Genomic DNA, 19,686 nt, shown 5'->3' with positions numbered 1-19,686 from the left:
ACCTGATAGACAATACCTCTCCATATACCGTGGTAAATGCTTATCCTTCATTTGATGTTGCAAAGCTTAAAATTGCAAAAGACAACCCGGATGTGATCATATTGGATATACAGCTGCCCGGTACAAGCGGCATTGACGCTTTACCGCAACTAAAAAAGATGCTGCCTGATGTTTACATCATTATGCTTACTGTTTATGAAACCGAAAAAATAATACTGGATGCATTGGCAAATGGTGCTTCAGGATACTTTACCAAGAATACGCCTTCATCAAAAATAATCGACGCAATTAAAGAGGTAATGCATGGCGGCGGCCCCATGAGCCCAGATGTTTCAAAGAAAGTAATTATGTCTCTTCAAAAAAACCAGCATTCGCCGCTTACCAAAAGAGAAACACAGATACTGGAATTAATAGCCGAAGGTAAAGATCGTGGCCAGATCGCCAATCAGTTATTTATAGATGTAGAAACGGTTAAAACCCATGTAAAGAACATTTACATTAAGTTAGACGTCAACTCGAAAGCTGACGCCATAAATGTGGCAAGAACCAATAAGCTGATATAAACCTATTCACTCTCTATTTCAGATATAGAGAAGCTATTACCGCTAAGTCTATATTGTAATGTTTTTAAAGTGCCATCCTTTTCAGTAGTATCTTTTGAATTTACGATAGGAAAAGTGCGGAACAAGTCGCCATTCTTGATAACGAATTTATCATTACCTGCGTAGGTCTTTTTAGCTCTATCACTTAATGCCGGGAAGGTGATCTTGTTAAAATTACCATCAGAATATTCGAAAACGTTAAGATCCAGAACATTCTTCTTGCTTAACAGCTCGATGTAAATTTCCGGGTTACCATCATTATCTAAATCCATATTCCAGGCATCAGTTATAATGCCACTACGTTCATTAGAAAACGATTTGTAATTGCTTTTAAGCGAATCGGACATCAGTATCAGATAACCACCAACGCTATCAACCCCTTTACCCCAGCTTACTACCTCAAAATTGATACCTGGTCTTATCGCTATATCCTTGTAAAAAACAAACTGACCTTTTTGCTTAGCTGCAACAGGTTCACTCTGTTTTACAGCTTCATCTTTCTTAGAAGAGTCGCTGCAAGAAGCCAATAAAAGCAGCCCCGCAAATAGAAGAGGCTGCTTTATTAAGTATTTCATCAATTTCATCATTTACTTTTTAATGTAAATACAATTTATACAATGCAAACTACTATTTAGTTTTTACATCCGAAGCACCATTGTTCAAAATTGTTTCTGTAACAACGCTGCGTTTACCACTTGGCGCGATTACAATAGTTTTTAAAACACGTTTTTCGCCTTTAGGAACAATCACTTTAACAGGGCTGTTAACTAAGTTAGCAGTTTCAGACGGACGTGTAAGATCTAAAGTATAAAATACTTTTGAACCTGGTATTGGTGCTTTCAGATCAAGATTAAATTCTTCACCGTTTATTACTTTTTCTGCTGTTAATCCAAGCGGAGTTGGAACCCAATAGTTTGTGTTGGTTTTATCTAATCTGGCCAAATGCACAGGAATACGCTCTTCAGAGAAGTTTTTAAAGTCCTTACGGTCAAGCTTGCTCCATGCAATCTCTGCCAATGAGAACATTCTTGGTAAGATCATATACTCCACTTTTTCTGGAGTTTGAATATACTCAGTCCACAGGTTAGCCTGTACACCCACAACATGTTTCTGCTGATCTGCAGTTAATTCTTTTGGCATTGGATCGTAAGCATATGCTAAAGAATAAGGTGCTAAACCACCAATATTTGTTGGTTCGTCAACAGAATTAGATTGTTTATGATCAAAGTAAAGTCCAATAGGTCCGCCCGGAGTCATGATCACATCATGGTTTTGTTTTGCCGCTGCAATACCACCTTCTGTACCTCTCCACGACATTACAGTAGCGTTAGGCGCTAAACCACCTTCAAGAATCTCATCCCATCCAATAATTGAACGGCCTTTTGCATTGATGTGTTTTTCGATTCTCTGGATAAAATAGCTTTGTAACTCATGCTCATCTTTTAACCCAAGTTTTTTAATTAAGTTCTGGCAAAACTCACTTTCTTTCCAGTATTCTTTAGGGCTCTCATCACCACCGATATGAATATATTTAGAAGGGAAAATCGCGATTACCTCGTCCAACACATCTTCTAAAAATTTAAAGGTATTGTCGCTAGGCACAAATACATCATCAAATACACCCCATTGCTGTTGCACTTGCTTTCCTTTTCTGGAACCAGACCAAGGTGTTTTAACATCAACAAAAGTATCTCTGTTAGGGAAACAGCTTAATTCAGGATATGCCGCAATTGCTGCTGATGCATGGCCAGGAAGCTCAATCTCAGGAATTACGTTAATATATCTTGCTGCTGCATAAGCAACAACCTCTTTAGCCTCTTGCTGGGTATAAAAACCTTTGTACTCTTTATTATCTGTACCTACTCCAGGGTGGTGACCAATAATGGTGCCGCTTCTGGTTGCACCAACTGTTGTTAGTTTAGGATATTTCTTGATTTCAATTCTCCATCCCTGGTCTTCAGTTAAATGCCAGTGGAAATTATTTAATTTATATTGAGACATCAAATCGATGTACTTCTTGATAAAAGCTACCGGGAACATATGGCGTCCAACGTCGAGGTGCATTCCTCTGTATTTAAAACGAGGATAATCGTTAATTTCTGCTGCACTTATGGTTAGCTCATTATTTTTCTTTTCAGGCATTAGCTGAATCATAGACTGAACTGCATAGAACAATCCTGCATCTTTACCTGTTACAGTGATTTTTTTATCAGTAATATCAATAGTATAACCTTCTGCAGGTAATTTATCAGCCCCTGCCGAGGTTAATACAATTGCTCTTTCATTGGCTTTTATAGCCTTTGTTTCTCTAAGTGCAAATCCTGCCTTCGTGGTAATAGAAGCGTTTAGCAAATCTGCCATCTTTGCATTGGCTGCATCTGCAGACATCARTACAACAGTTTTGTCCAATTTAAAGGCTCCGCTTTTCTTTACTACCGAAACGGGGGCAGGAATAATGCCCATATTGGCATCTGTTTGCGCAAATGCACCCACAGACATAAATGCCACGAGAGCAACTGATAATAATCTTTTCATGTGTTAGGTTAAATAATTTATTTTAAATCAAGCCCCAAGATAAAAAAATCTTAGAGAAAGGCGGGCAAAAAAAAGGCAGAATCATACGATTCTGCCCATATTTCTATTAAAATGATACTTACAACACTTCTTTTACTTCGTGTTCTTTTGCCGCCAGATAACGCTCTGCATCTAAAGCCGCCATACAACCAGAACCAGCGGCTGTAACTGCCTGGCGATAATAATGATCCTGAACATCTCCACTGGCAAAAACACCTTCTATGTTGGTTTTAGAAGTTCCAGGGATTGTTTTTAAATAACCAGTTTCATCCATATCCAACCATCCTTTAAAGATATCGGTATTAGGTTTATGGCCAATGGCCACAAAGAAACCTTCAACTGGCAAATCAGTTTCTGCACCAGATTGGTTATTTACTATTCTTACCGCAGTAACATTTTTACCGTTACCCAGAATTTCTTTAGTTTCAGAGTTATAAATTACTTCAATATTTGGCGTATTTAATACCCTGTGTACCATAGCTTTTGAAGCTCTGAACTCATCTCTGCGCACAATCATGTATACTTTTTTACAAAGCTTTGCAAGGTAAGTAGCCTCTTCGGCAGCAGTATCACCAGCACCAACTATCGCTACGTCCTGTCCTTTAAAGAAAAATCCGTCGCATACCGCACATGCCGATACACCAAAACCATTATATTGTTGTTCACTAGGCAAACCAAGCCACTTAGCTGTGGCACCTGTCGAGATAATTACAGTATCAGCTGTGATGGTTTTAATTTCATCAACAACTACTTTGTGAGGCAAAGATGAAAAGTCTACAGAACTTACATATCCAAAACGGATATCAGTTCCAAAACGTTCTGCTTGTTTACGGAAATCTTCCATCATCTCAGGGCCCATAATGCCACCCGGGTATCCTGGGAAATTATCAACATCAGTAGTCTGCGTTAATTGACCACCAGGTTCCATACCAGTATACATAACTGGCTTAAGATCAGCACGGGCTGCATAAATTGCAGCAGTATATCCTGCCGGACCTGAACCTATAATTAAACATTGAACGTGTTCTATTTCTTCTGACATATATGTTTCTTTCTTATTAAAGTACAAAATTACGCTTTATCCCGCTATCCGTCAAACGCTAGCGCACAACAAACGCAACATTGTGATTTCCAGATTATAATTCCGCCTAAGTCTGGATAACACCTACGTTAAACTGCTTCTTTATAGGCGATTGATTGGCCGCTTCTATACCCATAGAAATTACTTTTCTGGTTTCTGAAGGGTCAATAACGCCATCAACCCATAACCTTGCCGCAGCATAATAAGGAGTAGTTTGACTGTCATACCTATCGGTAATTTCTTTTAACAGTTCTTCTTCTTTTTCCGGTGTAATCACCTCTCCTTTTGCTTTTAGTGRTGCTTCCTGAATCTGCAACAACACTTTAGCGGCCTGCGAGCCACCCATAACTGCAATTTTAGCACTTGGCCAGGCATAAATCAATCGCGGATCATATGCTTTACCACACATGGCATAATTACCGGCACCATAAGAGTTTCCTATTACAATGGTAAACTTAGGCACAACGGAGTTTGCAACCGCGTTTACCATTTTTGCACCATCTTTAATGATGCCTCCATGCTCAGATCTGCTGCCTACCATAAAGCCGGTAACATCCTGTAAAAACACCAAAGGGATTTTTTTCTGGTTGCAATTCATGATAAACCGTGTTGCCTTATCAGCACTATCAGAATAAATTACTCCCCCGAACTGCATCTCCCCTTTTTTGGATTTAACAACTTTACGCTGATTGGCAACTATACCAACCGCCCAGCCATCAATACGACCTAATCCGCAGATGATGCTCTGTCCATACAATTTCTTGTATTCTTCAAATTCAGAGTTATCTACCAAGCGTTGAACTACCTCGAGCATATCATAAGGCTTTTCTCTGTTTTCCGGCAGTATTCCATAAATTTGTTCAGGATCGAGCTTAGGTAAAGCTGGCTTAATTCTATCAAATCCGGCTACTTGTGGTGCACCCAGCATGCTCATGATGTTACGAATGCTATCTAAACAAGCCTGATCATTAGGATGCTTATAATCGGTTACACCAGATATTTCACAATGGGTAGTGGCTCCACCCAGGGTTTCATTATCCACATCTTCGCCAATTGCCGATTTAACAAGATATGACCCTGCCAGGAACACAGAACCTGTGCCATCAACAATCATTGCTTCGTCGCTCATGATCGGTAAATAAGCACCACCAGCCACACATGAGCCCATTATTGCAGCAATTTGAACAATCCCATCGGCCGACATGATCGCGTTGTTTCTAAACATTCGTCCGAAATGTTCCTTATCAGGAAAAATCTCATCCTGCATAGGCAAATAAACACCGGCGCTATCAACCAGATAGATTACCGGCAGTCTGTTTTCCATTGCAATTTCCTGCGCCCTAAGATTTTTCTTAGCAGTCATAGGAAACCAGGCACCTGCTTTTACGGTAGCGTCGTTCGCAACAATCATACATTGCCTGCCCGATACATATCCGATACCGCAAACCACACCGGCCGATGGACAACCACCCTGCTCAGCATACATTTCATCTGCCGCAAAAGCACCAATTTCTAAAAACTGACTTTCTTTATCTATCAGGTAAGAGATGCGTTCTCTTGCCAATAATTTACCCTTGTCCTTTTGTTTAGCAGCGTTCTTCTCTCMCCCACCTTTATATATCTTTTTGAGCCGGGTTTTTAAGTCATAAACTGACTGTTTATTAACGTCTTCATTCTTATTGAATTCTATGTTCATACAGGCAAGTTAAATCTTTATTATTAGGAGAACAAAAGTCCAATTCGGGCTTTGGTATAGAGGTAAAACTATAACATCCATTTCCAAGCTGGCATTATTAGAATATGTACACCATCTATGGTTAATTCTTCTTCTTCGAGCGTGATAACCCATGCTTCCTTAGCCTTACAATAACCGGCAGCTTTAAGTAGTCCTTTTAAAAAGATACGATTGTTCAGCCATATTCATCGCTCCATAGACAAAATCGTCTTTCTTGTAAAGACAATTTACACAATAATCGTCTTTACAAGAAAGACGATTATTGCAAAGTTAGAAATACCACCCTACGTAAAAAACAATTAATTATTTACTATGCTTCATACTTTTTAAACACAGAAGTTGCAGTGTGACCACCGAAACCAAATGTGTTGTTCAGCACGTAATTAACAGGCTGGTGAATAGATTTACCTAATACAATATTTAAGCCTTCGGGAATTGCAGGATCAAGATTTCTAGTGTTGATAGTTCCCGGAATAATTCCATCTCTGATGGCAAGAATACTGATTATACTTTCTATAGCACCAGCACCACCAAGTAAATGACCGGTCATAGATTTGGTTGCACTAATTTTAACAGGCAAATCGCCAAATATTTTTTTAATTCCGTTTAATTCTCCAGCGTCTCCTAAACCTGTAGAAGTTGCGTGAGCATTGATATAATCAATTTTATCAGGAGTTATCCCTGCATCAGCAAGTGCTTTAGAAATACCTAAAGATGCCCCTAAACCATCCGGTGGCGTACCAGTAAGGTGATAAGCATCAGCTGCCATACCACCACCAACAATTTCTGCATAGATATGTGCACCTCTTTTTTGGGCATGCTCGAGTTCTTCCAAAATCAAAGCACCAGCGCCTTCACCAATTACAAAGCCATCTCTGTCTACATCAAACGGACGCGAAGCAGTTTCAGGATCATCATTTCTTTTTGATAAAGCATGTGCTGAGTTAAAACCACCTACTGAAGATTCAGTAATACCKGCCTCGGAACCACCCGCTACCATAATGTTGGCCTTGCCTAAACGGATAGAATCAAAAGCGCTGATAATTGCAGTGTTAGAAGATGCACATGCCGAAACAGTAGCATAATTAGGACCATGGAGTTTATTGCGTATTGAAATTACACCAGCGGCAATATCAACAATCATTTTAGGGATAAAATAAGGGCTAAATCTAGGAGTTCCATCACCAAGATGATACTCTTTCAATTGCTCTTCAAAAGTACCGATACCACCATTTCCAGATCCCCAAATCACACCCACTTCATAGCGTTCAATTTCAGGCATTGTTGTAAAGTCTAATCCTGAGTCTTTGATGGCCTGATCGCTGGCTGCAATAGCGAACTGAGTATACAAATCATATTTTTTGATTTCTTTTTTATCAATATAGGCTTCGGCATCAAAGTTTTTCACTTCAGCAGCAAAGTTGGTTTTGAATTTTGAGGTATCAAATTTTGTTATTTTAGCTGCGCCACTTTTACCGGCAACTATATTGTCCCAAAATTCTTTTACTKTATTTCCCACCGGGGTTACAGCACCTAAACCTGTTACTACTACTCTTTTCATATTCACTTCTATTTTATATTTAGCGGTGCGTTTGTTTAAACTCACCGAGTTATTTCTTTTGCAAAATTACCATAAATACTTAAATCTGGTGGGCATTTATTTGTTACAATGTGTCATATTGTTCAATATTTCCATTATCCCCTCATTTTCAATTATCCACATGCCCATGCGTTCATCAGTTATACCCTCTTTCAGCTCATGAGTAAACATGGGTTTCCCATCTATTATCCTGGTTTCCAAAAAGCGGAAATTAATATTACTGTTATCATTTAGCTCTTTAGCCACTTCAACAATATGTGTTGAAATAACAAAAAAGCTCCCTCTGATCTGGCTAAATGCTGTTATGATTGAAAGTGAAGCATCGTAGGCATCTTTTACATTCGTTCCTCTAAACAGCTCATCAAATATAACCACCATATTGTTAGATGTGGTTACTTTTTGTGCAACTTGCTTTACTCTTAATACCTCGTTATAAAAATGGCTATATCCCTGATTCAAATTATCTGAAAGATTGATCGTAGTAATGAGGCCATCAAAAATGCTGGTCTCCATACTTTCTGCAGGAACAGGAAAGCCCAAATGGGCTAGATATATGGATATTGCAATAGATTTTAGCAAGGTCGATTTCCCTGCCATATTCACTCCCGTAATAAAACAAACATTTTTATCAGTACTGAAATCGATGTTATTGGGTATTGGGTGCTTCACAAATAAATGAAATACCCCTTTAATTACAATTGATCTCTCCTTTGAAGAATTGAATACAGGAAATGACAAGCCGTAAGTTCTTGCAGATTTTGCAACTGATAAATAGGCATCTAACGAATAACAAATTCCCAGAAGTTCCTTAATTTCTGTGACCTCTGAATTTCTGATTATAAAATCGTATTTCTCTAAATCAAAGAGTTTAAAAGTGTGAGGTCTTATTTGATTATGGTGCTTAATGTCTGCTTGCCTCTCTATCATTCCATGAACTTTATTGTGGAGTGATTTTAGTAGTTCAGGAGCGTTCTCAATAATTAATTCGCTGCAAAAGTCATACAACAAATGGATCAGCTTTAATACTTCCTGAGCCCCGCGTTGTCTTAAATACTGTTGCTGATTGTTCTTAAAGAAAAATCTGGAAGTAACCCCTATAATATCTATAGCAGCCGGCTGGTTGGGCTTATCATTTTGACGTAAGTAGAACTCAATAAAATCAAGCGATTCCTTATCGAAGGCTATAGTTTTATTATACTTCAACAGATATTGGATAAGATTTTTTCTCTCTTCAATTATCTGAATATCAGTTTGAGGATGATTAAAAAGGCTCCTTAACTTCTCTTTCCCTCCTATGGTTGAGCTGAAGTCGAAAAAAGAGAAAATGCACTTTTCACTAGCGGCACTTTCAAATATCTCGAGATCGTTTAAAGTTTGATTATCTATATCAAATGGAACCATTCACAAAACATGTTGATTTTCATCAATGAACTTACAACATTTTATGCTTTTTAAGTGCATTTATTTTATGATCAACTATGGGGCTTCTATGAAGCTTGGTATGGCCTGCGTTAACGCTGGTTCGAGACTGGTTCGGGACTGGTTCGGGAAAAGATGCATGTTTTCCGACGCAATCTGCTCCCAGTCCTTAATCTGCCTTGATTAAGCCCAATAAGAGGTAGCTTAAAGGTCGTCATCTCCACGATAGGAGAGATCTCTGACCTTTAAATAGCTACAAAGCAAATTGGCATAATCAAGAGATCTCTCCTATCGTCGAGATGACGACCGCATTAAAGAACCAAGACCGTCGTAAACAACAACGGCCTAGGTAACTGAATTTTAATAAACGCTTACTGCTTTCCGGTAAGCATTTTTATAGAATCAACTTCTGCTTTTTTATACGGGCTACCGTCTTTTCTGAAAATATCATGAAACCATAGTTTAGGTTCTTTTCCATCAGGCATTGGGCTATCCCATGCGTAAATAGTATTGGTTTTTCCTGCCACCAAGCCCCAGTTGTAAGCACCAATATTTTCTTTTTTAAGGATAGGCATGATGTTGCTGAATAAGCTGTTTCTTGATCTTGCCATATATTCAGTACAGATAAGCGGGCGTTTAGAAACACTTCTAAGGGTATCAATCCATTTTTGGTGATCCTTTACATCGCCATAATTATGATAAGTGGTTACATCAGAATTCTGAATCTGATAATCTGAAAGTTCTTTCAAATCTAATTTCCATACCCCTACAGAAAGCGGCTGACTAGGGTTAACTGTACGGCCCCATTCAAATACTTTTTTAAGCAGATCCATGCTTTTGTTGCCGTAGTTTGAATTTCCAGGTTCGTTGTAAAGATCCCAAAGTACAATGCGTTTGTCATCTTTAAACGTTGTTAGTACATCTTTAACATAAGTTTCAAGCGTATCTACAAGCGTAGAGTCCTGATAATACAGATCTCCCGGGTCTCTTACCCAGCCGGAATTGTGAATACCAATTTTTGGTTCCGGTTGTTTTCCGGTTTTAAAAGTTGGATTCCAGCAATCATCAAATAGCACAAACAAGGTAGAGATATGGTGCTTATCGGCGATATCTAAATATTGTTTTACCCTTCCTTTGRAGCCATCTTTATCTTGTTGCCAGGCAGCATGATGCAGGTAAACGCGCATTGAGTTCATGCCAATTCCTTCAGCATAACCCAGTTCCTTATCAATAGTTGTCGGGTCAAAAGTTTCCTTTTGCCACATTTCTAATTGATTGATTGCAGTACTTGGTATAAAGTCGCTACCTCTTAACCAGCCCCATTGCTCATACCATTTATTGGCCTGTTCTACAGTCCATATTTCTCTTGGCTTTTGTTCTGTTTGTGAAGTTTGATCTGCTGGTTTTTGTACGCACGACTGAAACGCGAGCCCAAGCAAGCATAGTGCTAGATAATAGGTTTTTAGATTTCTCATTTTAAAAGGTTCTAGTTATAATTTAGTGATTTGTTCATTCTGTATGTTTATTAAATGTGGTGTTTTTATTTGGTTTCGGCACCAGTAAAAAGAAGTTTAAATGTCGATTCATCGGCTTGCAGCACATCAGCTTCATCGCCTTTAGCAAACTTTACATCTATAATTCCGGTTGACCGTGGTGATACTTTTGTAGCAGAATGATGAGTATGCATTACATATTTGTAATTTCCGGCTTTATCGGTAAACAAATCGCCATGCCCCGTTCCATTTTGCTTTAGTTTCTCTCTGCTYATGATCGGACTGCCTGCATATTTTTTCCATGGCCCCATAGGCGAAGTTGAAGTGGCATAACCTACTGCGTAATCCTTATTGCGAAAGTCATTTGCAGAATAGATCAGGTAATACAAATTCTTATGTTTTATTACTGTTGGCCCTTCGGTAACCGGCCAATCTGTTTTCTCAGTGTTTTCCCATGGAAGCACTCCGCTAATACACTCTTTGGTGGTTTCCTGCAATACATCAGAAAGATCAGATTTCATCTCTGAAACAAAAATCCTGTTGCCTTCTTTAAGCTTTACATGGTACATATAGGTTTTACCGTCGGTATCGAAGTACACAAAGGGATCAATCTGTTTGCCAATACCAGACAGCGACTTTATCTGCTCTTGCTTGAAGGGCCCTAGTGGACTATCGCTTTTCGCTATTGCAATCTGTTCATCAGCGGTGTAAGCCATGTAATAGGCATTTTTGTGTTTAAAAACCTGTGGTGCCCAAAAGCCTTTACTCCCAAAAGATTCTCCTTTTACAAGGGCGAAACCGTTGCTTTTACCTACAGGGCCTTTCCAGTTCTTTAAATCTGACGACTCATATACTTCAAAGCCCTTATCACTACTAGTGCCATACAAGTAATACTTGTCGTTATCCAGGAATATGGTAGGATCGGCAAGTGCTATAGGATCTTGCACCAAACGTCCTTTTATCATCCAGATTTCGGAATGGTTAGAATAGGCATTTGTGCTGGTTACCGCAACAATGGTGTTGTCGTTTAAAACAGCTACACTACTCCACAAGCACGACTTGTTTGCCGGGATAATGAATGGTGTAGATTTTCTATTGAAATTACGTGCTTCATCATCTCCGATAACCACCTTCATATCTGCAAATTCCATTTTATTGATACGCCCTTCGGTACCTTGATAAGAAAGTATGGTTTCGCCGGTTTTCAATTGCCTTAAATAAGGTGCGCCTGCATAGATATTATCGGCAATTTTATCTGCCAGGGCGTAGCTTCGGTTGGCGCTGCCAGCATCTACAGTGCTTGCCCAATTGTCTTTTAAAGTATTTCTGATGATGTAAGGTTTAAATGCGTCAAAGCCATTGTCTTCTATAGCAAAAGCGATCTCTTTTCCATTGCTAAGCAATAGAGGCACCGGCATACCATCTCGTTTCCCTGCTCTGAAACTTACAATTTGAGGTTTTTCAGTCCATGTTTGTCCGTTATCGCTGGAACGTAGCATGGAAATATTCTGCTCATCGGAATTTAGGTAGTCTCCCTCATTAGCAAAGTACAATTGAATTTCCCCATTGGGCAATTGCACTGCTGATGGCTCCCAACATCCATTTTTAAATTCATACCCTGCCTCATAAAGCAGTTTCTCGTCTTTCCAGGTGAGTCCGCCATCATAGCTTTTCTTGGTGCGGATACCAAATTTTCTGGAAGGAGAAATGTCGTACGGTCTTGGGTTATAACAAGCCAGTAAGGAATGATCCTTTAATTCCAATATATCTGGTACAGACATATTTGTGCCATTGGCGCGTTGTGCAACTGAAACAGGTGCCGACCAGGTCGCTCCCAGATCGGCACTTTTGACACTAACAATATTTCCATCGGCCTCATATATGGCTAAGAGCGATTGATCGTGCAATTGAATCATCCTGGCATATCCGCAATACCTTTCGCCTGCGGCAGATGAGGAGACCTTTTTTAAGGTATTATAATCCCATTCGATATGGCTTTTAACGGATGGTTTTTGTGGAACACTAACCGTTTCGTTCTTTTTACCGCAGCCAAAAGACAGCAGTGCGCAGAATTGTACTATAGTACAGATTTGGATAACTACTCTCATTCACCTGAAGGTTTTAGGATTGGCGTATCGATCTTTACAGGTTCACCAAAATTTGGTGTTCCATCGGCATTCCAGGTAAACTTCTGCATCCGTGGGCTACGGTCGTTAGAACATGCTAACCCCGCTCTGGGATTAGCATGATAAAGAATCCAATCTTCCGTTCCGTCTGGTGATTTAAAAAAGCTGTTATGGCCTGGGCCATAAGCTCCGCTTTCCGGTTTCTTAGTAAACACCGGTTTATCTGTTTTGGTCCAATCTGCCGGCTTCAGTGGATCGCCGTTCTCTTTTAAACTAATCATACCCAAAGAATAATCATCTGTCCAGCAACCACTGGCCGAAAAGATCAGAAAGGTTCTTCCATTCTTGTTGGTTAGGATTTCGGGCCCTTCATTTACATGAGGTAAACCTATCTTTTCCCAGTCGTATGTTGGAGTAGAAATCTCTGCTCTTGGTGTAGCCATTTTCCATGGTTCATCGGCTAACTGGGCAATATATAATCGCTGTGTATTATCAGTTGCTGAAATATGTCCGCTCCAGATAATGTAATTTTTACCATTGCTGGAGTACACCGTAGCATCTATGGCAAAGAAATCAGCATTGTTATCCTTTATCTGTCCTTTTACAACCCAGCTACCTTTTGTAGGATCGACATTACTGTTTTCCAGCACAAACATGCGCTGGGTAGATAAATCTCCAGAAGATCCGGCAGTATAATAGATGTACCATTTGTTGTTCAGAAAATGTAGTTCGGGTGCCCATATATTCTTTGAATCTGCACCTGATACAGGTGCTTTATAAGCCACGGTAACTTCAGCCCTGCTTAACTGTGAAAGGGCTTTTGTTTTACGTATAGAAACCTGAGTTCCCTGGGTATTCATGTAATAATAATACCCATCCTTTCTGATAACCCATGGATCTGGTCCGCTGCTGAGCAGGGGATTTGTGAAAGTGGTTATAGCAGGCGCAGGCTTGTCTTTATCAGGTTCAGACTTTTTCTGGCTCTTGCTACAACCAACTACGGCTTGCAATAGCAGAATAATGGTTACACTTCTTAAAAACATAGTTTCTGAATTAATAATTAGGGTTCTGTGAAAGGTTAGTGTTATTGTCTACTTCGACCTGTGGCAATGGCAATCTGATGTGTTTTCCTACAACGAAATTCTTAAAGTCGGGGTCGCGTAATGCAACTTTATCTACATTCGCTTTGTTGTCAAGGTCACCCCATCTTTTTAAATCGGCCCATCTAACACTTTCACCACAAAGTTCTAAGCTTCGCTCTACTTTCAATCGCTCTCTGAAGAGGTCTTTATTGTTACCAATTGCAGGATATGCAGTAGCCAGGCCAGCCATGTTTACCCTGGTACGTACACGGTTTACGTATTGATAAGCATCCGCAGTTTGCCCAAGCTCATTCAATGCTTCTGCATACATCAGTAAAACATCGGCAAAGCGAATTACCCTGTTGTTAACCTGATTAAAATAATCTTCATTACTGCGCATATAGTCACGTGAGTATTTTTTGAACCAGGCTTCATCAGCACCCCACTCCCAGCTTCTGCCATAAGTCTTATCGCCAAAATCAGCTTCAAGACCAGGGTAGAACAAGGTATATCTTAACCTTGGATCAATTTTATTATCAGTAGTTTTCTCTTTTTTAAACTCATTAACCAACCAGAATCTGGCTTGTCCATCTGACCACCCTATACTTCTAGGTGCAAAAAATTGAGCACGATTACTACCCACATTTGCACTTGGCCCGTCACCTTCTGCAGATTTATTGACATCAGAAAATTGAATTTCAAATACAGACTCCTTGTTATTTTCGTTTTCTGCTCTGAAGTTATCTTTATAATCAACAAGATCATAATAATTTTTTCCTGCACCAGTTACAAGATAGTCAAAAGCGGTTTTAGCATCGGCCCATTTATGTTGTTGCATCAGTGCTTTACCTAGCAATGCTTGTGCTGCGCCTTTTGTAGCACGCCCAATCTCACCTCCGGTCCATTGTTCTGGCAGGTCAGCGCTTGCCTCTGTAAGGTCTTTTTCTACCTGTGCCCAAACCTGAGCTAAAGAGCTTTGTGCAGGCAAATCTGTTGGTGTTTGAATGGTGGTTACAATAGGAAAGTTCTCCCACAATATAGCGGCGTAATAGTAATAAAACCCTCTCAGGAACTTAGCTTGTGCAAGTATTTCTGCTTTCTTTTTGGCATCTGCAAAAGGAATTTCCGGCACATAGGTCAATACCTGATTACACCTGAAAATTGCCTTATAAGTATCTCTGTAAGTGTTCACATTACCTTCCCAGAAATTGTAATTGATATACTGGAAACGGGTCCAATCGCCAAGCTCAGTCCACGGACTGTTGCTCCATCCTTCATCAGAAGTTAAATCCAGTCTGAAATAAATCCACCTGTTCCACCCACCATTTTGGTAAAACATGGCATATGCTGCATTTACACCCTTTTGGGCATCGCTTTCAGTTTTCCAGAACTGGTCAACTGTTAATGTATTTGGGTTGTCCTGATCTAACAATGACTTTTTACAGGAGAACATCAGGACGAGTGCACTAAGCACTAATATTTTTGAAATTATCTTTTTCATGTTTCTAATATTAAAATCCGAAGTTTAAACCAAGAGATACTGTTCTTAAGTTAGGAAATGCACCAAAGTCAAATCCTTTTTCAAAAACACTTCCGTTACTAAATTCAGGATCCAGTCCTGTATACTTAGTGATAGTGATCAGATTTTGTCCGGAGAGAATCACCTTAGCATTATTAAATCCTATTCTTTTTAATAGTGTATTTGGGATATTATAAGAGATACCAATGTATTTCATACGTGCGAAACTTCCATTTTCCAACCAACGATCGGTATCGCCCCTGGCATTGATGGTACTGCTATAAAAAGCGCGAGGTACACTTGTGTTAGGATTTTCAGGAGTCCATGGTTGAACACCGGCGCGATAGTTAGAATTGTCTGAGAAGTTATCCATTACACTTCTTGGTCCGTTAAACACTTTTGAGCCAAAAGAACCAAACCAGTCCATAGAAAATTCAAACCCTTTATATGCGGCCCCGATGTTTAAACCCAACTCATAATCGGCCCATGGACTCCCTACAACTACTTTATCTTTATTTGTGATTTCACCGTCACCATCGTTATCCTTATAACGAATATCACCAGGCTGAGCAGCAGGCTGAATAACTTTACCATTTGCATTTTTATAACTAGCGACTTCGTTTGCATTCTGGAACAGACCATCTGTTTGCAGTACATACCACATACCAATTGGCTGACCAACTTCGGTAACCGTATTGCCGACAAAAGTTTTGTTCTTGTTATAGCCCAAACCCAGTACTTTATTATTTAACGTGGTTAAGTTTGCAGTAACATTGTATTTAAATTCACTTGAGTTTTCGACATATGATGCAGTAAACTCAAACCCTCTGTTACCTAATATACCACCGTTTACAAAAGGATTTCCTCCATCATTACCAGTAGAAATAAGCAATGGGTAGCGGATTAATACTCCGTCTGTTTTTGAAATAAAGTATTCAGCACTGATTGAAAGTTTGTTGTGAAGAAAAGCAGCATCAATACCATAATTTTGCTGAGTTACTTCTTCCCAGTGCAAATCCCTGTTTGCAAGCTGTACCTGAGTTGAACCTGACTGAAGATTTTGGTTTGGCCCCATTGGAATTGCAGAGAAGGTATTAACAAAGGCCATATATTCATATGCACCAATATCACTGCTTCCTAAAGTTCCATAGTTAGCTCTTATTTTCAGATCATCAATCCAGGAAGACTTGAAAAAATCTTCCTTACTGATACGCCATGCACCCGACACAGATGGGAAGCTACCAAATTTATAATCAGGCCCAAATCTGGAAACACCATCAGTTCTGATAACTGCATTTAGTAAATACTTATCGGCATAATTGTATTCTAACCTGCCGAAGTAAGAAATGAGATCTGCGCGATTCCTGTAACCGCCAGTTTGTGCTTCATTTCCCTGATCTAAAACATCATAATAGTGACCTGTGGTAGAGTTCTGTAAGATATTACGCTTAGTTCCCCACATTAAAGCATAATTATCTTTTTGATAAGACTGTCCACCGATAACTGTTAATGAATGTCTGCCAAATTCTTTATTGAAAGTAAGTGTGTTTTCTATAAGGACTGTGGATGACTCTCCTCTATTCTCATTTAGTATTGCAGGGTCATAAGCTTGGTTAAGTGTCCAGAATCCATCCTTTTTCAAATAAGTATAATGATCTCTGCTGGTTTCGTAACCAAGACTAGTTCTGAACTTTAATGGCTTAAGTAATTGCAATTCAGCGAATAAATTACCTCTGATTCTTAAATTTTGATTTATACGATCTTCAAGGTTCGCTATAGCAAGCGGATTAGTTCCAAATGTTCTGGCTTTGGCTTCGTCTCCGTAACCATACCCTCCCGGATGGCCGGCATCATAAACTGGTATAGTAGGCAACATACGAACAACATCAAGTATTGGGTTACCCGACATCTCGTTGTTTTTGGAACTGCTTATTGCCAGATTTTCACCAATGGTAAATATGCCTTTGGTCCCTTTTGTATTAACTCTAAAACTAAGTCGATCAAAATCAGTACTGATTACCGTACCTTTGTTTCCAAAATAACCACCTGAAACAAAATAGGTAGCATCCTTACTTCCACCAGAGAAACTTAGGTTATAATCCTGTACATTTCCTGTTCTAAATGCTACATCCTGCCAATCTGTATTTGTATTTAGATCCAGCTGTTGGCGGTTTATTTTGGCATTATCATAAGCCATAAAATTTAATCTCGAAAACTCTTCTGTTTCGGCAAGATCATACCTGGGAATAGTTTGCAAGCTACTTTTTCCTGAAAATTCTATTTTCATAGGACCATCAAGACCTCTTTTGGTAGTAATGATAATTACGCCATTCGCTGCTCTCGACCCGTAGATGGCTGCTGCAGATGCATCTTTAAGAATTTGTATGGATTCAATATCGGCCGGATTAAAGTCGCGGTTGGCACTGGTAACCAAACCATCAATTACATACAGCGGATTGTTAGCCCCAAAGTTCTTTAATCCTCTGATCTGGATCTGCGCTTCCGAACCGGGTTGTCCACCGCCCCTTACTCTGATACCGGTAGCTAAACCCTGTAATGATTCTGCAACAGTAGTTCCTTGTCTTTTCTGAACATCTGATGCCTTTACAATAGAGATAGCACCTGTGAGGTCCTTCTTTTTCTGCGTTCCGTAACCTACTACTACTACTTCACTTAAATCGGAAGCTGATTCAACTAGGGATACATTAACGGTTGATCGGCCGTTAACTGCAACCTCCTGAGTAGTGTAACCGATATAAGAAAACACAAGAACTGCATTTCCGGCATTAGGCACTGAAATGGTATAAGCACCATTCTGACTTGTTGTGGTAGATGCAGATGTTCCCTTGACCTGCACCCCAACTCCTATTAATGGTCCCGATWTATCTGATACGGTTCCAGTTATGTTGCTCTGTGCAAATACTGCCTGGCAACAGAGGATAAATAATGAACTAAGAATAAAGCAGAGCTTTAACTCTTTGCTAAAGTGTAATTTTTTTTTCATGCTCATTTACAATTTATATTTGGTTGGTTCAACTCATTCCGTAACGGCATGAATTGTTATGCTAATTGAGGAATTAACATTTGATCTTACTGATCAAACGTTGTTCAATTTGTCTCAATTCCTCCAATAATGGCAGAAATAAGGAATTCATGTTCCTTTTTGGGGGTTTTCAACCTATCTTTATAATAACCAATATAAAATAGCATTGAACAAGTTTTTATTGATATTATCCATACTCATTGGTGTGGTCGTTTCAACATTCGCACAGTCATATACCTTCAGACATTATCAGGTTGAAAACGGCTTATCTTATAATTCTGTAATCTGCAGTTTGCAGGACAGAAAAGGATTTTTATGGTTTGGAACTAAAGATGGTCTGAACAGATTTGACGGTTATACCTTTAAAATTTTCAGGAATGACCCCGACAATCCTAAAAGCATAGGCAATAACTTTATACACAGCCTTTATGAAGATAAGAATGAGAACATTTGGGTTGGCACACTGATCGGGCTATACAAATACAATCCATTAAATGAAAGTTTTGATCTTGTTGAATCTACGAAAAACAGAGATATAAGGGATATTAAGCTAGATCGTAAAGGTAACATCTGGTATATAGCAGGTTTAACGCTTTGCAGATATAACGAGAAATCTAAAAAGCTAAACACATTTGAACAAAGGGTATACTCAGGAGCTACATCTTTAACTATTACTGCAAATGATGAGGTTTGGGTTTCAACAACGGATGGGTTTATTCAGAAATACAACGACAAAAAAAATACGTTTGAAAATTATAATGTATTTATTAATTCTAAGCCAACGATTTCGTCCTGGATAGAAAAACTGCATGATACGGGAAAAGGATTCTTTTTTATTGGGACATCGAACCAGGGTATTAAAACATTTGACCTCAACACCCTCACTTACAAAGATATTTTAGTTGCAAACCCAGATCAAACACCCATCTATGCAAGGGATTTTATTACTAAAGATAACACTGAATACTGGATAGCTACAGAATCTGGTCTGTTCATTTACAACATAAAAACAGGTAAATACAGTAACCTGCGGAATAAGTTTAACGATCCATATTCAATTTCTGACAACGCGGTATATACATTAGCCCGGGATAAAGAAGGAGGAATATGGGCAGGAACATATTTTGGAGGGGTAAACTACTACCCTAATCAATATACTTCGTTCGACAAATTCTTCCCCCAGGGCGGAGGCAACAGTTTAAGCGGCTACGCGGTTAGAGAGATTTGTAACGACAAAGAGGGTAATATCTGGATTGGTACCGAAGATGGCGGGCTAAATAAATTGGACCATAAAACAGGTGTTTTTGAGCATTTTAAGCCTACCGGAGATAAAACAAGTATATCACATACAAACATTCACGGGTTACTTGTTGTGGATGATGAGCTATGGATTGGAACTTTTGAGCGTGGAC

At 39.2% G+C, this 19,686-nt stretch carries 13 protein-coding genes; 2 read left to right on the top strand and 11 right to left on the bottom strand.

Translation table 11 applies throughout. The features are described 5' to 3' along the window. Positions 1-563: LuxR C-terminal-related transcriptional regulator (locus tag AC1DG9_RS11325; protein ID WP_477634647.1), on the top strand; the 563-nt coding region annotated here is incomplete at its 5' end. Positions 564-565: 2 nt separating this feature from the next. On the opposite strand, the gene AC1DG9_RS11320 is transcribed toward AC1DG9_RS11325, so the two are convergent. From AC1DG9_RS11320 to AC1DG9_RS11270, 11 genes are all read right to left on the bottom strand, one after another. Then, entirely contained in the window at positions 566-1,177 is a 612-nt protein-coding gene (locus AC1DG9_RS11320; RefSeq protein ID WP_288880528.1) for a hypothetical protein, read from the bottom strand. Between the two features lie 52 nt (positions 1,178-1,229). Next, positions 1,230-3,137 (bottom strand): beta-N-acetylhexosaminidase, encoded by a 1,908-nt coding sequence (locus AC1DG9_RS11315; RefSeq protein WP_288880531.1) that lies wholly within the window; start codon positions 3,135-3,137, stop codon positions 1,230-1,232. Positions 3,138-3,255: 118 nt separating this feature from the next. Beyond that, on the bottom strand, positions 3,256-4,218 hold the full coding sequence (gene trxB, locus AC1DG9_RS11310) for a thioredoxin-disulfide reductase (protein ID WP_048904563.1): 963 nt from the start codon (positions 4,216-4,218) through the stop codon (positions 3,256-3,258). Positions 4,219-4,324: 106 nt separating this feature from the next. Then, entirely contained in the window at positions 4,325-5,953 is a 1,629-nt protein-coding gene (locus AC1DG9_RS11305) for an acyl-CoA carboxylase subunit beta (RefSeq protein WP_477634646.1), read from the bottom strand. A 349-nt stretch (positions 5,954-6,302) separates the two neighbouring features. Next, the gene (fabF, locus tag AC1DG9_RS11300) at positions 6,303-7,553 is read right to left on the bottom strand and encodes a beta-ketoacyl-ACP synthase II (RefSeq protein WP_477634645.1); all 1,251 of its coding nucleotides are present in this window, start codon (positions 7,551-7,553) and stop codon (positions 6,303-6,305) included. 96 nt (positions 7,554-7,649) lie between these two features. Beyond that, positions 7,650-8,993 (bottom strand): MutS-related protein, encoded by a 1,344-nt coding sequence (locus AC1DG9_RS11295; protein WP_337715127.1) that lies wholly within the window; start codon positions 8,991-8,993, stop codon positions 7,650-7,652. Between the two features lie 389 nt (positions 8,994-9,382). Continuing rightward, a complete protein-coding gene (locus AC1DG9_RS11290) occupies positions 9,383-10,486 on the bottom strand; it encodes a cellulase family glycosylhydrolase (protein ID WP_477634644.1) in 1,104 nt (367 codons plus the stop codon). A gap of 65 nt (positions 10,487-10,551) precedes the next feature. Next, positions 10,552-12,612, bottom strand: coding sequence for a family 43 glycosylhydrolase (locus AC1DG9_RS11285; RefSeq protein WP_477634643.1), 2,061 nt, complete (start codon positions 12,610-12,612; stop codon positions 10,552-10,554). After that, entirely contained in the window at positions 12,609-13,673 is a 1,065-nt protein-coding gene (locus tag AC1DG9_RS11280; protein ID WP_288882390.1) for a glycoside hydrolase family 43 protein, read from the bottom strand. The genes AC1DG9_RS11285 and AC1DG9_RS11280 overlap by 4 nt, the downstream gene beginning before the upstream one ends. Positions 13,674-13,683: 10 nt before the next feature. Next, positions 13,684-15,213, bottom strand: coding sequence for a RagB/SusD family nutrient uptake outer membrane protein (locus AC1DG9_RS11275; protein ID WP_288882388.1), 1,530 nt, complete (start codon positions 15,211-15,213; stop codon positions 13,684-13,686). Positions 15,214-15,223: 10 nt separating this feature from the next. Then, complete coding sequence (locus tag AC1DG9_RS11270) at positions 15,224-18,235, bottom strand: SusC/RagA family TonB-linked outer membrane protein (protein WP_477634642.1); 3,012 nt, start codon at positions 18,233-18,235, stop codon at positions 15,224-15,226. Positions 18,236-18,440: 205 nt separating this feature from the next. Here AC1DG9_RS11270 and AC1DG9_RS11265 point away from each other — a divergent pair. Then, positions 18,441-19,686: ligand-binding sensor domain-containing protein (locus AC1DG9_RS11265; protein ID WP_477634641.1), on the top strand; the 1,246-nt coding region annotated here is incomplete at its 3' end.

The organism is Pedobacter sp. 05L430, assembly GCF_056397585.1.
This window is presented reverse-complemented; position numbering and strand designations above follow the sequence as displayed.